16 protein-coding genes are annotated in these 23,158 nt (G+C 72.0%); 9 read left to right on the top strand and 7 right to left on the bottom strand.

Annotated features, from left to right (window positions below):
- Positions 1-78: 78 nt before the first annotated feature.
- Positions 79-1,545 carry an aminopeptidase P family protein gene (locus ABZZ04_RS32985; protein WP_356935905.1) on the bottom strand — a complete coding sequence of 489 codons (1,467 nt, stop codon included), beginning with the start codon at positions 1,543-1,545 and terminating at the stop codon, positions 79-81.
- A gap of 383 nt (positions 1,546-1,928) precedes the next feature.
- Here ABZZ04_RS32985 and ABZZ04_RS32980 point away from each other — a divergent pair, with 383 nt between their 5' ends.
- Positions 1,929-4,280 (top strand): M9 family metallopeptidase, encoded by a 2,352-nt coding sequence (locus ABZZ04_RS32980; protein WP_356935904.1) that lies wholly within the window; start codon positions 1,929-1,931, stop codon positions 4,278-4,280.
- Between the two features lie 98 nt (positions 4,281-4,378).
- Here the strand turns inward: ABZZ04_RS32980 and ABZZ04_RS32975 are convergent, their stop codons facing one another.
- Positions 4,379-4,768: a barstar family protein gene (locus tag ABZZ04_RS32975; protein ID WP_356935903.1), complete on the bottom strand. Its 390-nt coding sequence runs from the start codon at positions 4,766-4,768 to the stop codon at positions 4,379-4,381.
- Positions 4,769-4,881: 113 nt separating this feature from the next.
- The gene (locus ABZZ04_RS32970; protein WP_356935902.1) at positions 4,882-5,274 is read right to left on the bottom strand and encodes a ribonuclease; all 393 of its coding nucleotides are present in this window, start codon (positions 5,272-5,274) and stop codon (positions 4,882-4,884) included.
- A 394-nt stretch (positions 5,275-5,668) separates the two neighbouring features.
- Between ABZZ04_RS32970 and ABZZ04_RS32965 the strand changes: the two genes are divergently transcribed.
- Complete coding sequence (locus tag ABZZ04_RS32965; protein ID WP_356935908.1) at positions 5,669-6,031, top strand: ATP-binding protein; 363 nt, start codon at positions 5,669-5,671, stop codon at positions 6,029-6,031.
- Between the two features lie 105 nt (positions 6,032-6,136).
- Here the strand turns inward: ABZZ04_RS32965 and ABZZ04_RS32960 are convergent, their stop codons facing one another.
- On the bottom strand, positions 6,137-7,210 hold the full coding sequence (locus tag ABZZ04_RS32960; RefSeq protein ID WP_356935901.1) for a DUF2637 domain-containing protein: 1,074 nt from the start codon (positions 7,208-7,210) through the stop codon (positions 6,137-6,139).
- 192 nt (positions 7,211-7,402) lie between these two features.
- Positions 7,403-8,251, bottom strand: coding sequence for a (2Fe-2S)-binding protein (locus ABZZ04_RS32955; RefSeq protein ID WP_356935900.1), 849 nt, complete (start codon positions 8,249-8,251; stop codon positions 7,403-7,405).
- A 144-nt stretch (positions 8,252-8,395) separates the two neighbouring features.
- Here ABZZ04_RS32955 and ABZZ04_RS32950 point away from each other — a divergent pair, with 144 nt between their 5' ends.
- Positions 8,396-9,157 (top strand): GntR family transcriptional regulator, encoded by a 762-nt coding sequence (locus ABZZ04_RS32950; RefSeq protein WP_356935899.1) that lies wholly within the window; start codon positions 8,396-8,398, stop codon positions 9,155-9,157.
- Between the two features lie 110 nt (positions 9,158-9,267).
- Here ABZZ04_RS32950 and ABZZ04_RS32945 read toward each other — a convergent pair whose 3' ends face one another.
- Together ABZZ04_RS32945 and ABZZ04_RS32940 are read right to left on the bottom strand one after the other, a co-directional pair.
- Positions 9,268-10,053 (bottom strand): hypothetical protein, encoded by a 786-nt coding sequence (locus ABZZ04_RS32945; RefSeq protein ID WP_356935898.1) that lies wholly within the window; start codon positions 10,051-10,053, stop codon positions 9,268-9,270.
- Positions 10,054-10,219: 166 nt separating this feature from the next.
- Positions 10,220-11,947 carry a PucR family transcriptional regulator ligand-binding domain-containing protein gene (locus ABZZ04_RS32940; RefSeq protein ID WP_356935897.1) on the bottom strand — a complete coding sequence of 576 codons (1,728 nt, stop codon included), beginning with the start codon at positions 11,945-11,947 and terminating at the stop codon, positions 10,220-10,222.
- 258 nt (positions 11,948-12,205) lie between these two features.
- Between ABZZ04_RS32940 and ABZZ04_RS32935 the strand changes: the two genes are divergently transcribed.
- The 6 genes from ABZZ04_RS32935 (at position 12,206) to ABZZ04_RS32910 (ending at position 22,958) form a co-directional block, all read left to right on the top strand.
- Positions 12,206-13,096 (top strand): xanthine dehydrogenase family protein subunit M, encoded by an 891-nt coding sequence (locus tag ABZZ04_RS32935; protein WP_356935896.1) that lies wholly within the window; start codon positions 12,206-12,208, stop codon positions 13,094-13,096.
- A gap of 2 nt (positions 13,097-13,098) precedes the next feature.
- Positions 13,099-13,692, top strand: a complete 594-nt coding sequence (locus ABZZ04_RS32930) for a (2Fe-2S)-binding protein (protein ID WP_148840109.1) — start codon at positions 13,099-13,101, stop codon at positions 13,690-13,692.
- A 2-nt stretch (positions 13,693-13,694) separates the two neighbouring features.
- The gene (pucD, locus tag ABZZ04_RS32925) at positions 13,695-16,079 is read left to right on the top strand and encodes a xanthine dehydrogenase subunit D (RefSeq protein WP_356935895.1); all 2,385 of its coding nucleotides are present in this window, start codon (positions 13,695-13,697) and stop codon (positions 16,077-16,079) included.
- A gap of 338 nt (positions 16,080-16,417) precedes the next feature.
- Positions 16,418-17,869, top strand: coding sequence for an NCS2 family permease (locus ABZZ04_RS32920; protein WP_356935894.1), 1,452 nt, complete (start codon positions 16,418-16,420; stop codon positions 17,867-17,869).
- A gap of 76 nt (positions 17,870-17,945) precedes the next feature.
- Positions 17,946-19,097, top strand: coding sequence for an XdhC/CoxI family protein (locus tag ABZZ04_RS32915; RefSeq protein WP_356935893.1), 1,152 nt, complete (start codon positions 17,946-17,948; stop codon positions 19,095-19,097).
- 105 nt (positions 19,098-19,202) lie between these two features.
- Entirely contained in the window at positions 19,203-22,958 is a 3,756-nt protein-coding gene (locus ABZZ04_RS32910) for a S8 family serine peptidase (RefSeq protein ID WP_356935892.1), read from the top strand.
- Positions 22,959-23,158: the final 200 nt, after the last annotated feature.

Here is a 23,158-nt window from a genome sequence, read left to right as displayed (position 1 = left end):
CGCGCGGTTGCGTGCGCCCGCCCCCGCCCCCGGGGGCCCCCCCCCGGGGGGGGCGCCCCGCCGACGGGGCCGTCGTGATCAGCTCTCCAGCAGGGTGCCCATCCACTCCTCGATCCCGTCGGCGGTCCGCGGCAGCGCCGACGACATGAGCCGGGCGCCGTCGTCCGTGATCACGAGGTCGTCCTCGATCCGCACCCCGATGCCGCGCAGCGCCCGGGGCAGCGTCTCGTCGTCGGGCTGCAGGTACAGCCCCGGCTCCACGGTCAGCACCTGACCGGCCTCCAGGCGCCCGTCCAGGTACGTGTGGGCACGCGCCTGCGCGCAGTCGTGCAGGTCCATGCCGAGCATGTGGCCGCTGCTGCAGAGCGTGTACCGGCGGTAGAGGCCGTTGTCCGGGTGCAGCGCCTCCTCGGCGGACACCGGCAGTACGCCCCACTCGTGCAGCCCCTCGGCGATGACCCGCATGGCCGCCAGGTGGAAGTCGCGGAAGCGGGCCCCCGGGCGCAGGGCGGCGATGCCCGCCTCCTGCGCGGCCAGCACCAGTTCGTACACGCTGCGCTGCACGGGGGAGAACCGGCCGGACAGCGGCAGGGTGCGGGTGATGTCGGCGGTGTAGAGGGTGTCGGTCTCCACGCCCGCGTCCAGCAGCAGCAGCCGGTCGCGCTCCAGCGGACCGTCGTTGCGGATCCAGTGCAGGACGCAGGCGTGCGCCCCGGCGGCGGCGATCGTGGAGTAGCCCGGCCCGTTCCCCTCCAGCCGGGCCCGCAGATCGAAGACGCCCTCGATCCAGCGTTCCCCGCGCGGATGCCGCAGCGCCTGCGGCAGGCTCCGCACCACGTCCTCGAACCCCGTCACCGTCGCGTCCACGGCGTGCTGCAACTGCTCGGTCTCCCAGGGGTCCTTGACGAGCCGCAGCTCGCTGAGCACCGCTTCGAGACCGGCGGGCAGCGGGCGCGTCGAGTGCAGGACGCGACGGGAGCGCAGCAGTTCGTCGACGGACGGGTCCACACCGCCCAGCACCCGCACCGGGGGCTGCGGGCCGGTGAGCAGCTTCTCCCAGGCGTCCAGGTCCGCGCAGCGGATGCCGGTGATCCGGGCCGCCTCCTCCAGGTCGGGCCTGCGGCCGACCCAGAACTCCCCGTACCTGCGGTCGCGGTAGAACTCGTGGCCGCTGCGCGGGGACCGGGGGCGCAGGTACAGCACCGCCTCGTGCCGCTCGTCGCCGTCGGGCTCCAGGACGAGGACGTGGCCGGCCTGGTCCTCGCCGGTGAGGCCGGTGAGCCAGGCGTAGCCGGTGTGGGGCCGGAAGCGGTGGTCGGTGTCGTTGGAGCGGACCGCGAGCGCGCCCGCCGGGATGATCAGGCGCTCGCCGGGGAAGCGGGCGGCCAGCCGGGCGCGGCGGGCGGGGGTGGCGTCGATGGAGGGGACGCGGAGGTCCGTCGGCAGCGGGGACTCGGCCCACCCGGTGCCCATGAAGGCGTCCAGGGCGGGGGACACCGGCAGATCGTGGCTGCCGGTGCGGGACGTGGCGGGGGAACGGGACACGGGCGTTGCTCCTCGGGGCTCTGAGGGACCGGGGGCGGAGCCGGGATTCCGGCTCTCCGGGAACGCGGTGGTGCGGTCACGCGATGGTCAAAACCAGTGATGGCGGCCGGTTTTTTCGGGCCGCGTGCCACGCCCCGCGCCGCGACGAGAAGTTGTCGCGCAAATGAATGTGTGCGGGAGGGGTTCCAAAGAACATGTGACATGTGCCATTGTACAGCCCGCAAGGGAACGGAAGCCGTGCTCATGTCACACATGAGTGCAGTTCAGACCCTGTCCGGCGCCGGTCCCTTGCATTCCCCCACAGCCGCGCCTCGGTGCGCGGTCATCACTCCACATGGAGGCGGCACGTGAGGAACCCGAGGGTTCGTTCAAAAATAACCGTATTGCCCACCGCGGTCCTGGCAGCTTGCCTGGGCGTGGGCCTGTTCACGGCACCGAGCCAGGCCGTCGAGCAGCGTTCCGCCGTATCGACCGTGAGTTCCACCTTCTCCTCGGCCATCGCCCAGAAGAAGGCGGAAGCCCCGACCGAGGACTCCGGTGGCCCCACCGCCGAGTCGCTCACGGCCCCCGCCGCCGATGCCGGTCACGTCCAGCGCCAGAAGCTCGAGGCCGGCGACCAGCCTCCGCTGTCCGCGTCCAAGGACGCGCTCAAGCGGGACTACGACGACCAGAAGGCCGCGGCCCCGAGCCACAAGGCGCCTTCCATGAAGGCCCAGAAGCGCGGAGCCAAGAAGCTCGGCACTGCCGCTGCCGAGTGCAACGTCACCGATTTCACCAACAACACCGGCAGTGCCCTGGTCGAGAAGGTCAAGGCGGCCACCACCGACTGCATCAACACGCTCTTCAAGCTCCAGGGCCAGGACGGCTACAACGCCTTCCGCGAGGACCAGATGGTCACCATCGCCAACGCGATGCGTGACGCTTCGGCCGCCTACCCGGGTGACGCCAGCACCGGCATGCCGCAGATGATCCTCTTCCTCCGGGCCGGCTACTACGTCCAGTACTACGACCCCGAAACCGTCGGGGAGTACGGGCCGCGTCTGGTGACGGCCATCCAGGGCGCGCTCGACGGCTTCTTCGGCTCCTCGCACGCCTTCGACGTCACCGACGAGAACGGCGAGAGCCTGTCCGAGGCGATCATCCTGATCGACAGCGCCGAGCAGAACGCCCGGTACCTGAACATCGTCAAGAAGATGCTGGCCGCCTACGACGAGTCGTACAACGACCTGTGGCACATGCGGAACGCCGTGAACAGCGTGTACACGGTGATGTTCCGCGGGCACCAGGTGCCGGAGTTCATCACCGCCATCGAGGCCGACCCGAGCGTCCTGACCTCGCTGCGCGACTTCGCCGCGAACCACATCGACCTGCTGGGCACCGAGAACTCCTTCCTGGCCGCCAACGCGGGTCTCGAGCTCGGCCGGTTCCTCAAGGAGGACTCGCTGCGCGACAAGGCGAGCCCGCTGGTGCTCGACCTGATGAAGAAGAGCTCCATCGACGGCCCCACCGCCGCGCTCTGGATCAACCTGGCGAAGATGGTCGACGCCTACGACAAGGAGAACTGCTCGAAGTACGACGCCTGCAACCTCGCGGAGCGTCTCGAGAAGGCCGTCCTGCCGGTGAAGCACACCTGCAGCGACAGCATCACCATCCGGGCGCAGGACATGAAGGCCGAGGAGCTCGAGGCCAGCTGTACCAGCCTGATCAACCAGGACGCCTACTTCCACGAGGTGGCCCGGGACAACGGCGCGGTCGCCGATGACAACAACAAGACCATCGAGGTCGTCGCCTTCGACTCCAGCGCCGACTACCAGACCTACGCCGGTGTGATCTTCGGTATCGACACCAACAACGGTGGCATGTACCTGGAGGGCGACCCCAAGGTCGAGGGCAACCAGCCCCGCTTCATCGCCTACGAGGCCGAGTGGGCCCGTCCGGACTTCCAGATCTGGAACCTCAACCACGAGTACACGCACTACCTCGACGGCCGCTACAACATGTACGGCGACTTCGCCGCCGGCATGACCACGCCGACCGTCTGGTGGGTCGAGGGCTTCGCGGAGTACGTCTCCTACTCCTACCGCAAGCTCAACTACGACGCCGCCATCGCCCAGGCCGCGAACCGCACCTACCCCCTGAGCACCCTGTTCGACACCACCTACGAGAACGCCGACCAGACCCGCGTCTACAACTGGGGCTACCTGGCCGTCCGTTACATGCTCGAGTCGCACCGCGGTGACGTCGACACCCTGCTCGGCCTCTACCGCAAGGGCGACTGGGACGCCGCCCGCACCCTGCTCAAGTCGACCATCGGCAGCCGCTACGACGCCGAATGGAACACCTGGCTGGAGGCCTGCGCGGCCGGTGCCTGCGGCGGCGGCTCCACCACCCCGCCCGGTGAGATCACCGAGTGCAAGGACGAGCACGTCCAGATGCTTGGCAAGAACTGCTCGCGCAGCAACCTGAAGGCCGTCAAGGACGACTACTCCTACCTGGCCGTCCTCATCCCGAACGGCACCGCCCAGCTGAAGATCACCTCGACCGGTGGCACGGGCGACGCCGACCTCTACTACAGCGACAAGGAGTGGGCGACCACCAAGGTCAACACCGACAAGTCGGTCGGGGCGGGCAACGAGCACACCCTGACCATCAACAACCCGGCCCCCGGCTACCACTACATCAGCCTCTTCGGCACCGAGGCGTTCGACGGAGTGAAGGTCACCACCGAGTTCTGATCCTCAAGACCCCCATGGTATCGGCCGGCCGAGTGGTGTTCCGCTCGGTCGGCCGGTGCCGTCCCCCGGGCCGTGTCCGCTGGACACGGCCCGGGGGTTCACGACAGCCGCAGCGTGCCGGGCGTCGCGTCGTCCGCCAGGATCTCCACGATCAGGTCGAAGAGCGTCGGCCCCCGTCCGGCCAGGGCCTCGTCGAGCCGCTCCCGCATCGCCGGCCGGTTGGTGGGATGCGCCCGCTCCAGGCTCCGTCGCAACTGACGGGCCGTCTCCTCGTGGCCCAGGGCCCGCGCGGAGAGCGCGTGGTCGCGCCACTCGAAGACGAAGTCGCCGTCGTCCGGAGTGCCCATCCCGCCGCCCAGACAGTCCGCGAGGGCGTCGAGGTTGCGGCCGAAGTACCCGCCGGGGCCGTTCACGGCCTCGCCGATCACTTCCCAGAAGCGTTCCAGGCCGGTGACCCGGGAGCCGTCGATCACATAGGTCACGGTCATGGGAGGGAGCGTACAAGCGTGGACCGGGCGGCGGACGCCGGCCGCGGTGCCGGGTCCTCGATCCGCGCCGCAGGTGGGGGACCACGGCGCGGACCGGTCCGAGGGGCCGGGTCTCAGCAGCCCGGGTCGATCAGGTCGAAGGTGGCGTAGTGGTCGCTGGTGTAGTAGTCCTCCTGCGCCCGTTCGCCCGTGACGATGCGTCGTGCACCACGGGTCGGGGAGCCGGGGGTGATGACCGTGTACTCGTGGTAGTAGCCGGTGCTGTGGCTGGGCAGGACGCCTTCACGGTTCTGGAAGACGGTGCCGTCCTGGGAGTAGGGGAACGGGCCGCCCGCATCGATCAGATCGAGGGTGTCGTGGGCCTGGGAGGGCAGATCCGAGTAGCAGATGCTGCCGACCGAGTCGGTGGCGGCGGACGCGGTCGCGGTGACCGGGCCGCCGATCAGGAGAGCGGACAGGACGGCGGCTGCGCCACCGAGCGTGGTGATCCGTGGGGGGATTCGCATGACCACCATGATGACGCGCGTAGATGCGGTCCCGTCAACGCCGACCGATGTGAATTTTTTGGAAGTTAACCCGATGGGCGTACAGGTGACTTCCGTATGTCCTGCGGGCCTCGGGCGTGTTTCCCACCGCTGTTCACTTATTGATGAATCGACAAGAGTGGCGGCCCGTCGGTGGGGCATGCATCCCGTGAACGTCTTCCGCGGGAGTTCGACGACCATCCGGAAACGGGGAAGCGGACGGACGGGACGAGGGACCGGAACGACGACCAGGGGGCGATCCACTGTGTGGGCGGGGGACATGATGAAACATCAGGGAGACACCGATTCCATGGAGGACGAGGCCTTGCGCGGGCCGGGGACGCAGGGGCCGCAGCCGGTCCGGCTGTGTCGCAGGGTGGCCCGCGCCGATCTGGCGGCCGTGGGCGAAGTGCGCGGCGCGTTACGGGAGTTCCTGCGCTACCGGTGGCCGGGCGAGTCGGCCGAGGTGGCGGAACTGCTGCTGAGCGAGCTGGTGACCAACGCACTGATCCACACCGGACACGGGGCGGTCGTCACGGCGAGCGTGGCCCCCGCGAAACTGCGGGTGGAGGTGCGGGACTTCGTGTCCGAACTGCCCCTGTCGTACGTGCCGGACGCCGACGACGACACGCACGGACGGGGACTGATCCTGGTACGGAGCCTGGCGGACTCCTGGGGGGTGAGCACGCGGGCACTGGGCAAGGTGGTCTGGTTCGAACTGGACGGCGAAAGGCCCTGACACACCGTCGGTGACGATGCGTCAGGGCCCGTGACGGCCGGTCCGCCGATCGAGGGGGAGTGCCGCCCGGCCGTCCGGGCGGCACCCCGGAAGAACCGCGGGGCATCAGCCGAACTGCTGCTCCAGGTCCTTCAGTTTTCGTTCCAGCGAGTCGAGCCGGGGCAGGGCCTGGGTGTCGTCCTCGGCGGTGAGGTCGACGGTGGCCGGATCAACCGGGTCCCGGTCCGGAGTACCGGGGCTCGGACCCGTCACGGCTTGCAGGGACGGCCGGGGGCGCAGGGGCAGTTGTCCCGGCTCGGATATGGCGGGCTCCACGACGGCCTGTGCGGTGCCCGTCGCGGGGGCGATGGCCTGGACGTCCACGGGAGCGGCCCGGCCCACCCGGTGCCAGGCCCGGTTCTGCCGGTTCAGCGCCTTGATGTGGGCCCGGTCCAGCTTCTCCTGGTCCTTCCGGCGGAGACGGTTCTGCTCCTTCTCCCGCCGGTCCTCGCGCACCTCGTCGACGGCCTCGTCCAGGGTCCGCACGCCTTCCAGGAGCATCAACGACCAGGCGCAGAAGGTCTCCCGGGGCGCGCGCAGCCACCGCACGATCCGGATCTGCGGCAACGGACGGGGCACCAGGCCCTGCTCGCGCAGCGCGGCCCGGCGGGTCTGCTTCAGCGCCCGGTCGAAGAGCACGGCCGCCGAGAGCGACATGCCGGCGAAGAAGTGCGGCGCGCCCGCGTGGTCGATCCCGCGGGGCGCGTGCACCCAGTTGAACCAGGCGGCGGCGCCGGCGAACGTCCACACGAGCAGGCGCGAGCCGAGAGCCGCGTCACCGTGGCTGGCCTCGCGCACCGCGAGTACGGAACAGAACATGGCGGCCCCGTCCAGTCCGAACGGGACGAGGTACTCCCAGCCCCCGGAGAGGCCGAGGTTCTGCTCGCCGAAGCCGACGAGCCCGTGGAAGGAGAGTGCGGCGGCCACCGCCGCACAGCAGAACAGCAGGACGTACGAGGCGGTGGCGTACAGGGCCTCCTTGCGTCTGCGGCGCTCCTCGCTGCGTTCCCAGCTGTCGTCGGCCGCGGACGTGTCAGCGGCGCGCTTGCCGCGTGCGACCACCGCCACCGCCGCCAGCACTCCCACGAGCAGCACGGCGCCCGGAAGCAGCCAATTCAGCGATATGTCGGTCAGTCTCATGCGCGGTCCCTCGTGTCGCGTAGGGCATTTCGGGCGACATGATTGCCGAAACCCCCTCGCGCACAGGAGGGTTTCGGGACAAGAGAACGCCAATGGGTCGGCGGGACGCGCGGATGACCGGGATCTGCTCGAATGCCCGTATGCAGCAGTTGAGTTGTGTTCGAGTCAGGCGACCCGTACGGGCGGTGTCACTCAGCGGGCGGCCGCGAGCTTGCGGACCCGGTCGGTGTCACAGGTGCGCGGGCAGGTGACGCAGGTGTCCTCGGGGCGCAGGGTGTAGAAGAGGCAGCAGCTCGCCCGGTCGCGGGTGGGCAGCGGCTCGCCGTCCGGCCCGGTCAGCTCGCGGAACCCGGCCGAGCCCACGTACGGCTTCGTGGTGCCCGGCAGCAGCGCCTCCAGCTCGGCCATCGCCCGGCGCTCCTCGCCGAGCAGATGGGCGACGTACCAGAGGCCCTCGACGATCTCATCCGTCGCCATCCCCCACAGCGCCCGCCTGCCGCGCCGCATCCGGGGTCCGAAGCCGTCGAGCACCGGACCGATGTGGTCGGCCACGGCCGTCAGCACCTCGGCGCGCAGCGCGGCCTCGTCGGGCACCACGCGGGCGCCCGGCAGCACGGCGGCCGGATCGTCCGGCAGACAGGCGAACTCCCGCACCCGCACGGTCAGATGACCCAGCGCCCGCTGGAACGCCACGTCCTCGACCGGAATCCGGGGCACCCGCCGGTGCAGGAACCAAGGCACCGTCACCAGCAGGCAGGCGGGCCAGGCGTAGCGGTGCAGCCCGAAGCTGGCGACCACGTCGGGGCGGGGCTGCTGCCCGTAGTCCCGCAGCACCTGCGCGTGGTCCCAGGCGAGGAAGGCGTCGAGCGCCGGGCCCCCCGCCGCGAGCTCCTGCGCACCGACCCAGCCCGCGCCGTCGGGCGCCGTCTCGTCGTCCGTCAGCACCTGTGCGCGCAGCCCGGGGAAGACCTCGGCCAGACGCGCGTACGCACCGGTCACGGCGGACCCGGTGGCGTGGGGGAGCAGGGCGGGGAGTGTCATGCAGGACCACCGAATCACGACCGTTTGCAGGTAAGCCTTACCTTACCCGAACGGATCGATGTTTGAACTGCGACGTCCTGCGCCTATCGTGCACAAGGGGCATGGTGCACGCGACTCGTGCCCGTGGCAGGTCGAGGAGGTCCAGTGGAGCAGGGCGGAGCGCGTGACCGGGTGAGGCCGCCGGGCGGGGCCGTCGTGCCCGCACCCGCGCCGGCGGTCACGCGGGTGCCCGACCAGGTCCGCGGCGAGCACACCCACGGCGAACCGCCCGCCCCGCGGGCCGCGGTGCGCCGGCACTCGGTGCGCGGCCAGGTCCTGGACGCGCTGCGCACCGCCCTGGTCGACGGCCGGCTGGCCCCCGGGCAGGTCTACTCGGCCCCGGCCCTCGGCGCCCGCTTCGGGGTCTCCGCGACCCCGGTGCGCGAGGCGATGCAGCAACTGGTCATCGAGGGCGCCGTCGAGGTCGTGCCCAACCGCGGCTTCCGGGTGTCCGAGCGCGGCCCGCGCGAACTGGCCGAGCTGGCCGAGGTGCGGGCCCTGATCGAGGTGCCCGTGATGCTGCGGCTGGCCCGCACCGTCCCGCCCGGCAGCTGGTGCGCCCTGCGCCCGCTGGCCGACGCCACGGTGGCCGCCGCGGCCGTGGGCGACCGGGCCGGCTACGCCGAGTCCGACCGGGCCTTCCACGGCGCGGTCCTCGGCCTGTGCGGGAACGAGCAGCTGGTGATGGTCGCCGACGACCTGCACCGCCGTTCCCAGTGGCCCCTGGTGAGCAACCCCGTCACCCGCCGCGCCGACCTGCTCGCCGACGCCGCCGAGCACACCGCCCTGCTCGACGCGCTGATCGCCCAGGACCTGGCCGTCGTGCAGTCGCTCGTCCGCGAGCACTTCACCGGCGCGGAGGTCTGAACCGGGGACCCGGCCCGGAGACCCGGACCGGCACGGGGACCCGGCTCCGGCGCCCGGTACCGGGGCGGGCCCGGCACGAGCGCCCCGGTACCGGGCCCGGCCCCGCCGACTCAGTTCGCCTCGGCCGTCCGCGGCGCGGGCGGGTCCAGGTACGGGGCCAGCCAGGTCGGTACGCCGCCGAGCAGCCGGAAGAGCCGGCCCGCCTCGGCGCGCAGCCGGGTCGCGGCCTCCGGCTCCGGCTCCGCGTCCGCCAGCGCGATGAGGGCCGGGGCCGTACCGACCAGGTAGCCCAGCTCCTCCCTTATCCGCAGGCACTCCGTGAAACCGTGCCGGGCCTCCGCCAGCTCGCCCTCGCGCAGGGCGAGCAGGGCGAGCTGACGCCAGGTCGAGGAGAGCAGCAGCGCGTCGCCCCGGGCGGCGGCCCCGGCGTGGGCCCTGCGGTACGCGGCGCGCGCGGCCTGCGGCGAGTCGGCGATGTTCTGCGCGATCAGGCCCCGGCGGTAGTCCAGCACCGGGCGGCCCGGCGCGGACGGGGCGAGCAGGGCCGCGGCGCGGCTCAGGGCGACACTGGCCTCGTCGGCCCGGTCCCGTACCCCCAGCAGTGTCGACGCGTAGGCCAGATGGCCGCGTTCGCAGGCCGCCGCGCCGCGTTCCTCGTCGTCGTGGGCCAGGGCCTCGGCGGTGCGCAGGGCGTCCTCGGCGTCGGTCCAGCCCTGACCGGTGTACAGGCACCGCTCGATCAGCAGGGCGGTCCGCTGGAGCGCCGCGCCGGGGTCGGTGGCGGCGTCGTGCTCGAGCAGGGCTGCGGCGTCCGTCCAGCAGGCGCGCGACCGCAGCCGCCATACCGCTGTCTGGAGCGGCGGATCGTCATCGGCTGTCGTTCCGGAACCAGACATGGCGGTATGCGCCACATTGCCCTCCCCGAGCGCGCCATCGAGCTGTGTTGGGTCTGGGCGGAATCTCAGCACGGATCGGCACGCCCGGCCAAGGGGTCGGGTCAATGTCAGGTGAAAAATTTCACAAACCCTTGCGCCGCCCAGGACCCTTGGCGGGCCCGGGAATTCAGCTCATACGCAGGGCCAGGAAGAAATCGAGCTTGTCCTCCAGGCGCGAAAGGTCACGTCCCGTCAACTGCTCGATTCGCCCGACGCGGTAGCGCAGCGTGTTGACGTGGAGGTGGAGCCGGGCCGCGCAGCGGGTCCACGAACCGTCGCAGTCCAAGAACGCCTCCAGCGTCGGGATCAGCTCCGCGCGGTGCCGGCGGTCGTAGTCGCGCAGTGGATCGAGCAGCCGTGCGGTGAACGCGCGACGCACGTCGTCGGGCACGAACGGCAGCAGCAGCACGTGCGAGGCCAGCTCGTGGTGCCCGGCCGCGCAGACCCGGCCCTCGCGGGCCGCCGCCACCCGGCGGGCGTGCCGGGCCTCCTCCAGCGCGCCGCGCAGCCCCTCGGGGGAGTGCACCGGCGCGCTGACCCCCAGGGTCAGCCGGCCGTCGTCGGCGAGGCCCGCCGAGAGCGGCTCGCGGACGGTGTCGAGCAGCGCGTCGGCGTGCAGCGCCATCAGCTCGTCCGAGGGGGCCCCGGCCTCCGGACCGTCGTCCCGGACGGGCGCGGCCACGGCGGGCAGCGGTACGAGGGCGACGGCCTCCTCGCCCGTGTGGGCGACCGCGATCCGGTCCGTCGAGTCGGGGCCGGTGACCGCCGGATCGACGAGGATCTCCTCCAGCAGCGCCTGGGCGACCGGGCCGCCCGAGACGGTGTCCGCGGCGCCGGGGGCCGTGTCGTCCGCCCCGCCCCACTCGACCCGCGCCACCACGACCTGCCAGTGCGGGGCGGTGCCGAGCCCCGGCAGCAGCACAGGGGCCGCGACCCGCAGCCGGGCGGCGATCTCGGCCGGCGGGGCACCCGTCTGCACCAGCTCCAGGACCTCCTGGGCGAGCCTGCGGCGCACCGTGCGGGCCGCGTCGCGCCGGTCCCGTTCGACGGCGATCAGCTGGGTGACGCCCTGGAGCAGGTCCAGCCGGGCGGCCGGCCAGTCGCCCGCGTCCGCCTCCACCGCGAGCAGCCAGTCCGAGAGCACCGACTCGCGCACGTCCCGGGAGGCGGGCAGGGCGCCCCGGCCGGTGTTCCGGATCGGGAAGAGCGAATACGTGGTGGACCCGACCACGGCCCGGTGCGGGGCGCGGCGGCCGGTGCGGACGGCGGCCAGGTGGTGCCCGGCGAGCGCCGTGCCGACCGGGCCGGGCAGCGGCGTCCCGCCGGCGCCCGCGACCTGCCGGCCGGTGGGGGAGAGCACCCAGGCGCGCAGGTCGAGGTCGGAACCGAGCAGATCGAGGACCACCTCGGGACCGCCGCCCGTCGGGCCCGAGGTCATCAGCCTGCGGTGCCGGTCCACGACCGCGGCCAGGTCGCCCGCCCGCTCGCCGGACACCTGGCGCACCACGTGCTCGGTGATCGTTGCGAACGCGACGGTCTCGTGGACGGCGAACAGCGGCAGCCGGTGCCGCGCGCACGCCTCCACCAGGTCGTCGGGGATGGCGCCCAGCTCCGCCTCGCCCGCCGCGAGCCCGGTGACGCCGGCACCTGTCAGAATCCGTACGAACGGCTCCGAGTCCGAGGCGTCCCGGCGCCAGGCCAGGCCCGTGAGCACCAGCTCGCCGCCCGACAGGTAGCGGCTGGGGTCCCGCAGGTCGGTGGTCATCACGCCGCGGACGGACCGGTCCAGCTCGTCCTCGCCGCCGAGCAGCCGCAGGCCCAGCGCGTCGGTCTCCAGCAGTGCGCGCAGCCGCATCTCGTCGCCGCCGATCTCTTTCGTTGGTGCGGGTGAAAACTGGGTATTGCGGTGAGGTCACCGACCCCCGTCATTCGTTCGAATCTACAAGACGAGGCGTTCGACCGGCCAACTCCTTCATGGTTTCGGTGACTGCACCGGGTGGAGCACGGCTTGTGTACTGGGTCACACATTGCGTCAACAACATGGATGACCAGTCGAGGGCCGGCCGTACCCCAGCCCCAGCGAACGACCCGATTGAGAAGAAGAGAGCCACTCATGGACTTCCTTCGCCCCGCCAGCTGGGAGGAGGCGCTCGCCGCCAAGGCCGAGCACCCCACGGCCGTCCCCATCGCGGGGGGCACCGACGTGATGGTCGAGATCAACTTCGACCACCGCCGGCCCGAGTACCTCCTGGACCTGAACCGCATCGGGGAGCTGTCCGAATGGGAGGTGGGCCAGGAGAACGTGCGGCTCGGCGCCTCCGTCCCGTACAGCGGCATCATGGAGCACCTGCGGACCGAACTGCCCGGACTGGCGCTCGCCTCGCACACCGTCGCCTCGCCGCAGATCCGCAACCGCGGCGGCGTCGGCGGCAACCTGGGCACGGCCTCGCCCGCCGGGGACGCCCACCCGGCCCTGCTCGCCGCGGGCGCCGAGGTCGAGGCGGAATCCGTCCGCGGCACGCGGATGATCCCGATCGACGCCTTCTACACCGGCGTCAAGCGCAACGCCCTCGAACCGGACGAGCTGATCCGGGCCGTGCACATCAAGAAGGCCGACGGGCCGCAGCAGTACTCCAAGGTCGGCACCCGCAACGCGATGGTCATCGCGGTCTGCGCCTTCGGCCTGGCCCTGCACCCCGAGACCCGCACGGTCCGCACCGGCATCGGCTCGGCCGCCCCCACCCCCGTACGGGCGAAGGAAGCCGAGGAATTCCTGAACGCCGCACTGGAGGAGGGCGGCTTCTGGGACAGCCGCACGATCATCACCCCGTCCATCGCCTCGCAGTTCGCCGCGCTCGCCGCCGGGGCCTGCAACCCGATCGACGACGTGCGCGGCACCGCGAGCTACCGCCGGCACGCCGTCGGGATCATGGCCCGCCGCACCCTCGGCTGGACCTGGGAGACGTACCGCGGCAAGGGCCGCAGCACCGAAGGAGCCGCCTGATCATGCGCGTCAATTTCACGGTCAACGGCCGCAGGCACGAGGCGGACGACGTCTGGGAGGGCGAGTCCCTCCTCTACGTGCTGCGCGAACGGCTGGGCCTGCCCGGCTCGAAGAACGCCTGCGAGCAGGGCGAGTGCGGCTCCTGCACGGTCCGCCTGGACGGGGTGCCGGTCTGCTCCTGCCTGGTCGCCGCGGGACAGGTGGAGGGCCGGGAGGTCGTCACGGTGGAGGGCCTCGCCGACTTCGCCGCCCACCGCTCCCGGTCCCACCCGGGCAGCGGCTGCGCCTCCGGAGCCTGCGGCACCGACCCCGACCGGGCCCGGCAGTGGGAGGCCCGGCCGACCGGCGAGGAGGGCCGGACGGCGGACGGGCTCTCCCCGATCCAGCAGGCGTTCATCGACGCCGGTGCCGTCCAGTGCGGCTTCTGCACCCCCGGCCTCCTGGTCGCCGCCGACGAACTGCTCGAACGCAACCCGGAGCCGTCCGACGCGGACATCCGCGAGGCCCTCTCCGGCAACCTCTGCCGCTGCACCGGCTACGAGAAGATCCTCGACGCGGTCCGCCTCGCGGCCGCCCGCGCGGAAGAAACGGTCTGACGATGGGCCTCACCGGAAACCCCACCAGCATCAACCAGGGCACCCGCGCCAAGGGCGGCATCGGCGAGTCCACCCTCCGCCCCGACGGCACCCTGAAGGTCACCGGGGAGTTCGCGTACTCCTCCGACATGTGGCACGAGGACATGCTCTGGGGCCACACGCTGCGCTCCACGCTCGCGCACGCCGAGATCGTCTCCATCGACATCGCGGAGGCGCTCGCCACGCCCGGCGTGTACGCCGTCCTCACCCACGACGACCTGCCGACGTCGGTGAAGAACTACGGCCTGGAGATCCAGGACACCCCCGTCCTGGCCCACGGCAAGGTCCGCCACCACGGCGAACCCGTGGCGCTCGTGGCCGCCGACCACCCGGAGACGGCCCGCCGCGCCGCCGCGAAGATCAGGATCGACTACCGCGAGCTGCCCGTCGTCACCGACGAGGCGTCGGCGACCGCCCCCGGCGCCCCCCTCGTCCACGAGAACCGCACCGACCACCACATCGGGCACGTGCCCCACCCCAACATCGTCCACCGCCAGCCCATCGTCCGCGGCGACGCGGACGCGGCGGCGGCCCGCGCCGATGTCGTGGTGAGCGGCGAGTACGTCTTCGGCATGCAGGACCAGGCGTTCCTCGGCCCCGAGTCCGGACTGGCCGTGCCCGCCGAGGACGGTGGCGTCGACCTGTACATCGCCACCCAGTGGCTGCACTCCGACCGGCGCCAGATCGCCCCCGTCCTCGGCCTGCCCGAGGAGAAGGTCCGCATGACGCTCTCCGGCGTCGGCGGCGCCTTCGGCGGACGCGAGGACCTGTCGATGCAGATCCACGCCTGCCTGCTCGCCCTGCGCACCGGCAAGCCCGTCAAGATGGTCTACAACCGCTTCGAGTCCTTCTTCGGGCACGTCCACCGCCACCCGGCGAAGCTCTGGTACGAGCACGGCGCCACCCGCGACGGCAAGCTGACCCACATGAAGTGCCGCATCGTGCTGGACGGCGGGGCCTACGCCTCCGCGTCCCCGGCCGTGGTCGGCAACGCCTCCTCGCTCGGCGTCGGCCCGTACGTCGTCGACGACGTGGACATCGAGGCCGTCGCGCTCTACACCAACAACCCGCCGTGCGGCGCCATGCGCGGCTTCGGCGCGGTCCAGGCGTGCTTCGCCTACGAGGCCCAGATGGACAAGCTGGCCGCCGAACTGGGCATGGACCCGGTCGAGTTCAGGCAGCTCAACGCCATGGAACAGGGCTCCGTCCTGCCGACCGGACAGGTCGTCGACTCGCCCGCCCCGGTCGCCGAACTGCTGCGCCGGGTCAAGGCCAGGCCGCTGCCGCCCGAGCGCCAGTGGGAGGTGGCCGGCGAGCAGCCCGACGTACGGGCCCTGCCCGGCGGGCTGTCCAACACCACCCACGGCGAGGGCGTCGTGCGCGGCGTCGGCTACGCGGTCGGCCTGAAGAACGTCGGCTTCTCCGAGGGCTTCGACGACTACTCCACCGCCCGGGTGCGGATGGAGGTCATCAACGGGGAACCCGTCGCGACCGTCCACACCGCCATGGCCGAGGTCGGGCAGGGCGGCGTCACCGTGCACGCCCAGATCGCCCGCACCGAACTCGGCGTCGCCCAGGTCACCATCCACCCGGCCGACACGAAGGTCGGCTCCGCCGGCTCCACCTCCGCCTCCCGGCAGACCTACGTCACCGGCGGCGCGGTGAAGCACTCCTGCGAGGCCGTCCGCGAGAAGGTCCTGGAGATGGGCCGCCGCAAGTTCGGCACGTACCACCCCGCGTGGGCCACCGCCGAACTGCTCCTGGAGGGCGGCAAGGTCGTCACCGACGGCGGCGAGGTCCTGGCCGACCTGGTGGACGTGCTGGAGGGCGAGGCGGTCGACATCGAGCTGGAGTGGCGCCACCGGCCCACCGAGGCGTTCGACCTGCGCACCGGACAGGGCAACGGCCACGTCCAGTACTCCTTCGCCGCCCACCGCGCGGTCGTCGAGGTCGACACCGAACTGGGCCTGGTCAAAGTCGTCGAACTGGCCTGTGCCCAGGACGTCGGCAAGGCGCTCAACCCGCTCTCCGTCGAGGGCCAGATCCAGGGCGGCACCACCCAGGGCCTGGGCGTCGCCGTCATGGAGGAGATCCTCGTCGACCCGAAGACCGCGAAGGTGCGCAACCCCTCCTTCACGGACTACCTGATCCCCACCATCCTCGACACCCCGACCATCCCGGTCGACGTGCTCGAACTCGCCGACGACCACGCCCCGTACGGGCTGCGCGGCATCGGCGAGGCCCCCACCCTGTCGTCGACCCCGGCCGTCCTCGCGGCGATCCGGAACGCGACGGGGCTGGAGCTGAACAGGACGCCGGTGCGCCCCGAGCACCTCACCGGCTCCTGACCGGGGGCCGGCGGCCGAGGGCCGCGGCCCCCCTCCCGGACCCTCCGGGCGGTGCGTGCCTCCCGGGAACGTCACACACTTCCGCCGCACGCACCGTCCGGAGCACAGCGGTACCGCCGTTCGCGGTACCGCCCTCCCGCAACACCGCAGCACCGCGACACCGGCGCGTGGTCGACACCGCGCGTCGCGTGCGCAGCACGTCGTACGTCGTATTCCACTCTGCATGAACAGTTCGTCTCGGGCCGTCCCCCGGGTCGTGCCGCCAGCGCAGTCATCCCAAACCCCGCGTGCCGATTCCTTGCCGCGGGTGCCCCTGTGAACCTTGGGAGTCAGGCATCATGACCCAGCAGTCAGTGGAGCCCAGGACCAGTGCGGAGGACGCGGGCACCGGCTCGCGCGTTCCGGCCGGAAGATCCTGGCTCGACCGGTACTTCCACATCTCCGACCGTGGCTCCACCGTCGCGCGCGAAGTGCGCGGCGGCATCACCACCTTCATGGCGATGTGTTACATCCTCCTGCTCAACCCGCTCCTGCTGTCCGGCCCGGACGTGGCCGGCAACCGGCTCGACCACGCCGGACTGATCACGGCGACCGCCCTGGCCGCCGCCGTGTCCACCCTGCTGATGGGCTTCATCGGCAAGGTGCCCCTCGCCCTGGCCGCCGGCCTTTCGGTCTCCGGCGTCCTCGCCACCCAGGTGGCGCCCCACATGACCTGGCCGCAGGCCATGGGCATGTGCGTGCTGTACGGCCTGGTGATCGTGCTGCTGGTCGTCACCGGGCTGCGCGAGATCATCATGAACGCCATACCGCTGCCGCTGAAGCACGGCATCACCATCGGCATCGGCATGTTCATCGCGCTGATCGGCCTGGTCAACGCCGGGTTCGTCGGCAAGGGCGCCCCGGTCGTGCTGGGGGTGGGCGGGCAGCTCGCCGGCTGGCCCGTCCTGCTCTTCTGCGTCACCCTGCTGCTCATCTTCATGCTCCAGGCCCGAGGCGTGCCCGGCGCGATCCTGATCGGCATCGTCGTCGGCACGGTCCTCGCCGTCGTCGTCAACGCGGTCGGCGACATCGACCCGAAGGCGTGGGGCGGCAGCGCGCCCGAACTCCGGGGCGGCGCGGTCTCGATGCCCGACTTCGGACTCTTCGGCCACGTCGAGTTCGGCGGCTGGGGCGGTGTCGGCGCGATGACCGTCGGCATGATCGTCTTCACCCTGGTGCTGGCCGGCTTCTTCGACGCGATGGCGACCATCATCGGCGTCGGCACGGAGGCCGGGCTCGCCGACAGCAAGGGCCGGATGCCGGGCCTGTCCAAGGCCCTGTTCATCGACGGCGCGGGCGGTGCGATCGGCGGCGTCTCCGGCGCCTCCGGGCAGACCGTCTTCATCGAGTCGGCGACCGGCGTGGGCGAGGGCGCCCGCACGGGCCTGTCCTCCGTCGTCACCGGCCTCCTCTTCGCCGCCGGACTGTTCTTCACCCCGCTCGCCCAGATCGTGCCGGGGCCGATCGCCGCCGCCGCACTGGTCGTCATCGGCGCGATGATGATGCAGAACGCCCGGCACGTCGACTGGAGCGACCGCTCCGTGGCCGTGCCGGTCTTCCTGACCGTGGCCCTGATGCCGTTCACGTACTCCATCACCGCGGGCGTCGGCGCCGGGGTGATCTCCTTCGCCGCGATCCGGGCGGCGCAGGGCAGGTTCCGTGAGGTCGGTGCCTTCATGTGGGTCCTGACCGCGGTGTTCGTCGTGTACTTCGCACTCGGCCCGATCGAGAGCTGGCTCGGCGCGGAGTAGCCCCGGGCCCCGCACAGCCGTACGCGGACCTCCGCTCACCCGAGGTCCTCCGCACACCCGTAGAAGGAGCAGCACCATGCTGGACATCGCCGAAGAGCTCGGCCGGTGGGTCGGGCAGGGACGCGACTTCGCCGTGGCCACCGTCGTGGCGGTCGGCGGCAGCGCGCCCCGGCAGCCCGGGGCGGCGCTCGCCGTCGACCGCGACGGGACCGCGATCGGGTCGGTCTCCGGCGGGTGCGTGGAGGGCGCGGTGTACGAGCTGTGCGGGCAGGCGCTGGAGGACGGCGTCGCGGTGCGCGAACGGTTCGGCTACAGCGACGAGGACGCCTTCGCGGTCGGGCTGACCTGCGGCGGCGTCATCGACATCCTGGTGGTGCCGGTCCGGGCGGACGACCCCGCCCGGCCGGTGTTCGCCGCCGCGTTCGCCGCCGCCGCACGGGGGGAGGCGGCGGCGGTCGCCCGGATCACCGACGGGCCCGCGGAACTCCTCGGCCGCCCGCTGCTGGTCCGCCCCGACGGCTCGTACGAGGGCGGGCTCGGCGGCCATCCGGAACTGGACCGCACCGCCGCCGCCGACGCCCGCGCGATGCTGGACGCGGGCCGCACCGGCTCCGTCACCGTCGGCGCGGACGGCTCGCGCTGCGGACAGCCGCTCACCCTGCTCGTCGAGTCGAGCGTCCCGCCGCCCCGGATGATCGTCTTCGGGGCCATCGACTTCGCCTCGGCGCTGGTGCGGGCCGGGAAGTTCCTCGGCTACCACGTCACCCTGTGCGACGCCCGCCCGGTGTTCGCCACGAGGGCCCGCTTCCCCGAGGCCGACGAGGTGGTCGTCGACTGGCCGCACCGCTACCTCGCGACGGCCGACGTCGACGCGCGCACCGTCCTGTGCGTCCTCACCCACGACGCCAAGTTCGACGTCCCCCTGCTGGAACTGGCCCTGCGGCTGCCGGTCGGGTACGTCGGGGCAATGGGGTCGCGCCGCACCCATCTGGAGCGCAACGAGCGGCTGCGCGAGGTCGGCGTCACCGAACTGGAACTGGCCGGGCTGCACTCGCCGATCGGCCTCGACCTGGGCGCCCGCACCCCGGAGGAGACGGCGCTCTCGATCGTCGCGGAGATCGTCGCCGAACGGCGCGGCGGCAGCGGTCTGTCGCTCAAGGGCGCGCACACCCCGATCCACCACGAGACGGGCGAACCGCCGACCGCGGTGATCACGTCCGTGGCCTGAACCCGCACCGGAACCATGATCATCCGGGGGCGGGTTTCTGCCAAGGCGGCTTCACGCCAGGAGCGAACCGGTCAGTAGCCGGGTCTTTGGCTATTTGATCTGCGCATGACTTCCACTTCCTCCTCCGCACCCGGCCGGGCGAGACCCGTCCGCGCGGGGCGCCGGGCCCTCCTGGTGGCGACCTCGGTCGCCCTGGTGAGCGGCGCGCTGCTCCCCGTGACGGGCTCCGCCTCCGCCGCGGACCGGCCCGGGGCGACCGGCCGTCAGGCCGCCGCCCCCGTCAAGGAGTACGACATCACCCTGCTCACGGGCGACGTCGTGCACTACACGGACGGCGTCGGCAAGCAGGACACCGTCACCGTCGACCGCCCCGACGGCGCGGTTGGCGGCGTGCACGTCCAGCAGGCGGGCGACGACCTCTACGTCCTGCCCGACGAGGCCGAGTCGCTGCTCGCGGCGGGCAAATTGGACCGCCGGCTGTTCAACGTCCGGGTCCTCGCCGAGATGGGGTACGACGACCGGAGGTCGGACGGCATCCCGCTCATCGCCACCTACCCGGCGAGCCGGAGCCGTTCGCTGCCCGCTGCCCCGCGCGGCGCCGAGCGGACCCGCACCCTGGCCAGCATCCACGGCGCCGCGCTGAAGGCGGACAAGGACACCGCCCGGTCCTTCTGGGACGACATATCCCGTACGCCGAAGGCCCGTTCGCTCGACAACGGCATCGCCAAGATCTGGCTCGACGGCCGGGCGAAGGCCGTGCTCAAGGACTCCGTCCCGCAGGTGAACGCCCCGCAGGCCTGGGCCGCCGGCTACGACGGCAAGGGCACCAAGGTCGCCGTCCTGGACACCGGCATCGACGCCGGCCACCCGGACGTCAAGGACCGTGTCCTGAAGTCCAGGAGCTTCGTCCCGGGCGAGGAGGTCGTCGACAAGCACGGCCACGGCACGCACGTCGCCTCCACGATCGCGGGCTCCGGCGCCGCCTCCGACGGCGCCAACAAGGGCGTCGCCCCGGGCGCCGACCTGCTCGTCGGCAAGGTGCTGAGCGACGAGGGCTCCGGCGCGGACTCCGGCATCATCGAGGCCATGGAGTGGGCGAAGGCCGAAGGCGCCGACGTGGTCTCCATGAGCCTGGGCTCGCCCGTCCCGGACGACGGCTCCGACCCGATGGCGCAGGCCGTCGACGCACTCTCCGCCGACGGCGGCCCGCTGTTCGTGATCGCCGCGGGCAACGCCTACGGAGCGGGCACGATCGGCGCGCCCGGCTCGGCGGAGAAGGCGCTCACCGTCGCCGCCGTCGACAAGCGGGACAACCGCGCGGACTTCTCCTCGATGGGCCCGCTGGTCGGGTCCGACGGTCTGAAGCCGGACCTCTCCGCGCCGGGCGTGGGCATCAACGCCGCGGCCTCGCAGGCGGTTCCGGGCACCGAGGGCATGTACCGGTCGATGGACGGTACGTCGATGGCCACGCCCCATGTCGCGGGCGCGGCGGCCATCCTGAAGCAGCGTCACCCCGACTGGTCCGGCCGGCGGATCAAGGACGCGCTGATGAGCTCGTCGAAGCGGCTCGACGCGTACAGCCCGTACGAGCAGGGCACCGGACGGCTCGACGTGAAGGCGGCGATCGACACCACGATCGAGGCCACCGGCTCCGTCGCGGTCGCCTCCTACGACTGGCCGCACTCCCCGTCCGACCCGGTCGCCGAACGGACCGTCACCTACCGCAACACCGGTGCGAAGGACGTCGTGCTCGACCTGGCGACGGACACGGACGCCGACGCCTACACCCTGTCCACGAAGAAGCTGACCGTGCCGGCCGGTTCCACCGCCGAGGCGGTGCTCTCGCTGGACCCGTCGAAGGTCGCGAACGACACGCGGTTCTCCGGCCAGGTCGTCGCCAGGGACGAGGCGGGCACCGTCGTCGCGCACACCGGCTTCGCCCTGACCAAGGAGCAGGAACGGTACGACCTGACGCTCAGGCTCCGCGACCGTGCCGGAAAGCCGATGGACGGCACCGTCGTCCTGGGCGCGCTGGGCGACCCGCAGCTCCAGCCCGTCGCGGTGTCCGGCGAGACCACGCTGCGGCTGCCGCCCGGCAACTACACCGCCTGGACAGCCGCGGACGTCGCCGGTGACCGCGCCGACTCGAAGGCGCTGGCCTTCCTCGCGGCCCCCGAGATCGTCCTCGACGGGCCGGCCACCGTCACCCTCGACGCCTCGAAGGCCCGCAAGGTGGGCGTGCGGACGCCGAAGGAGACCGAGACCCGGCAGCTGCGGTACGACATGGCGCGCACCGCACCGGACGGCACCGTCCAGCGCGACGCGTACCAGATCCCGCTGATGTACGACCAGCTGTGGGCGAGCCCCACGAAGAAGGTCACCCAGGGCAGCTTCTCCTTCCTGACCCGCTGGCGGCAGGGCGAGAAGCTGATCGACCTGACGGCCGACGGCCGTGACGTGCCGGTCACCGTGCAGGGCGGTTCGCCCGTCGCGGAGAGCGGCGTGAAGAAGCTGCGGGCGGTCTTCGCCGGCGACGGCGCAGCGGCCGACTACCGGGGCCTGGACGTCAGGGGCAGGGCGGTCGTGGTCCGCCGCAGCGACGCGGTGGCCCCCGCCGACCGGCTCGCGGCCGCCGTGGAGGCGGGCGCCGGTGCGCTGTTCGTCGTCAACGACGGCGACGGCGTCCTGATGGAGAGCTACACCCCCTACGGCACCGAGGCCGCCATCCCGGTCGCCTCGGTCCGGCGGCTGGCCGGCGAGAAGCTGATCGGGTCCGCCCGGCGCGGCGCGAAGCTGACGATCGAGCAGCGGAAGTTCGCCCGCTACGTGTACGACCTGGTCGACCGGCACGACGGCGTCGTCCCGGACCGCTCGCTGGAGTTCGCCCCGCCCGCTCGCCGACTGGCGAAGGTGGAGAACACCTTCCACGGCCACAAGGGCGTGCTCGGCGCCGGTTACCGCTACGACATCCCGGACTACGGCCCGGGGATCGGCTTCGAGGAGTACGAGAGGTTCCCCGGCACCCGCGAGGAGTGGGTTACCCCGCTGCCCGGCGCCTCCTTCTGGTACGAGAACCACTCGGTGTTCAACGCCGACGAGACGGGCTTCGCACAGGAGATGCGCAGCGGCGACCTGGACTACACGGCGGGCCGCACCTACCCCGCCCGGTGGTTCTCCCCGGTCACCCGCCCACGGCTGGGCACCGGCTACTGGGGTCCGTTCCGGTCCGTGTACAACGACATCCAGTTCAATTTCACGCCGTGGACGGACTCGGGCGCCGGTCACTCGGGCGCCATGCCGGAGGACGAGTACGACACCACCTCCACCGCCTTCTACCAGGGCGACACCCTGATCAAGAAGGTCGCGGGCCGGGCCGGGTTCGCCTGGGACGTCTCGCCGCAGAAGCTGCCGTACCGGTTCGTGCTCGACTCCGCCCGGGACGCCGAGACGTGGCGGACGTCCACCCGCACGCACACCGAGTGGAGCTTCGTCTCGGGCGCCCTGGACGAGAACGGCCCCTACCAGGCCGACATCCCGCTGCTCCAGCTGGACTACGCCGTCGACACCGACCTCGCCGGTGACGTGCGGGCCGGCCGGTGGACCGAGGTCGGGCTCTCCTCCGGCACGCAGGAGTGGCTGGACGGCGCGGTGAAGGCGACGAAGGCGTCGCTGTCGGTCAGCTACGACGACGGGAAGACCTGGGAGGCGGCGCAGCTGCGCAAGGACGCGGCCGGTTCCTGGACCGCCCGGTTCAAGGCCCCGGAGGAGGCCGGTGCGTTCGTCTCGCTGAGGGCGCACGCCGAGGCGGCCGACGGGCTGGCCGTCGACCAGGAGATCATCCGGGCGTTCGGCCTGAAGTGACCCGCTGAGACCCGCACCCGAAGCGGCCGCGCACCCCTCGTCCAGGGGCGCGCGGCCGCACTTTTTACATTCCCTTGATGATCAAAATTTGTCTACTTTGCCCGTATATGGCGGTCGATAAGGATAGAAAGGGACTTATCGCGGTGCGGTGCGAGTTGCCACGGCGCTGCCGGGAGGCTTATAAGAGGAGCGTGGCTCAG

It is taken from the genome of Streptomyces sp. NPDC006435 (assembly GCF_040612315.1).
In the GTDB taxonomy this organism is placed as follows: Bacteria; Actinomycetota; Actinomycetes; order Streptomycetales; family Streptomycetaceae; genus Streptomyces.
This window is presented reverse-complemented; position numbering and strand designations above follow the sequence as displayed.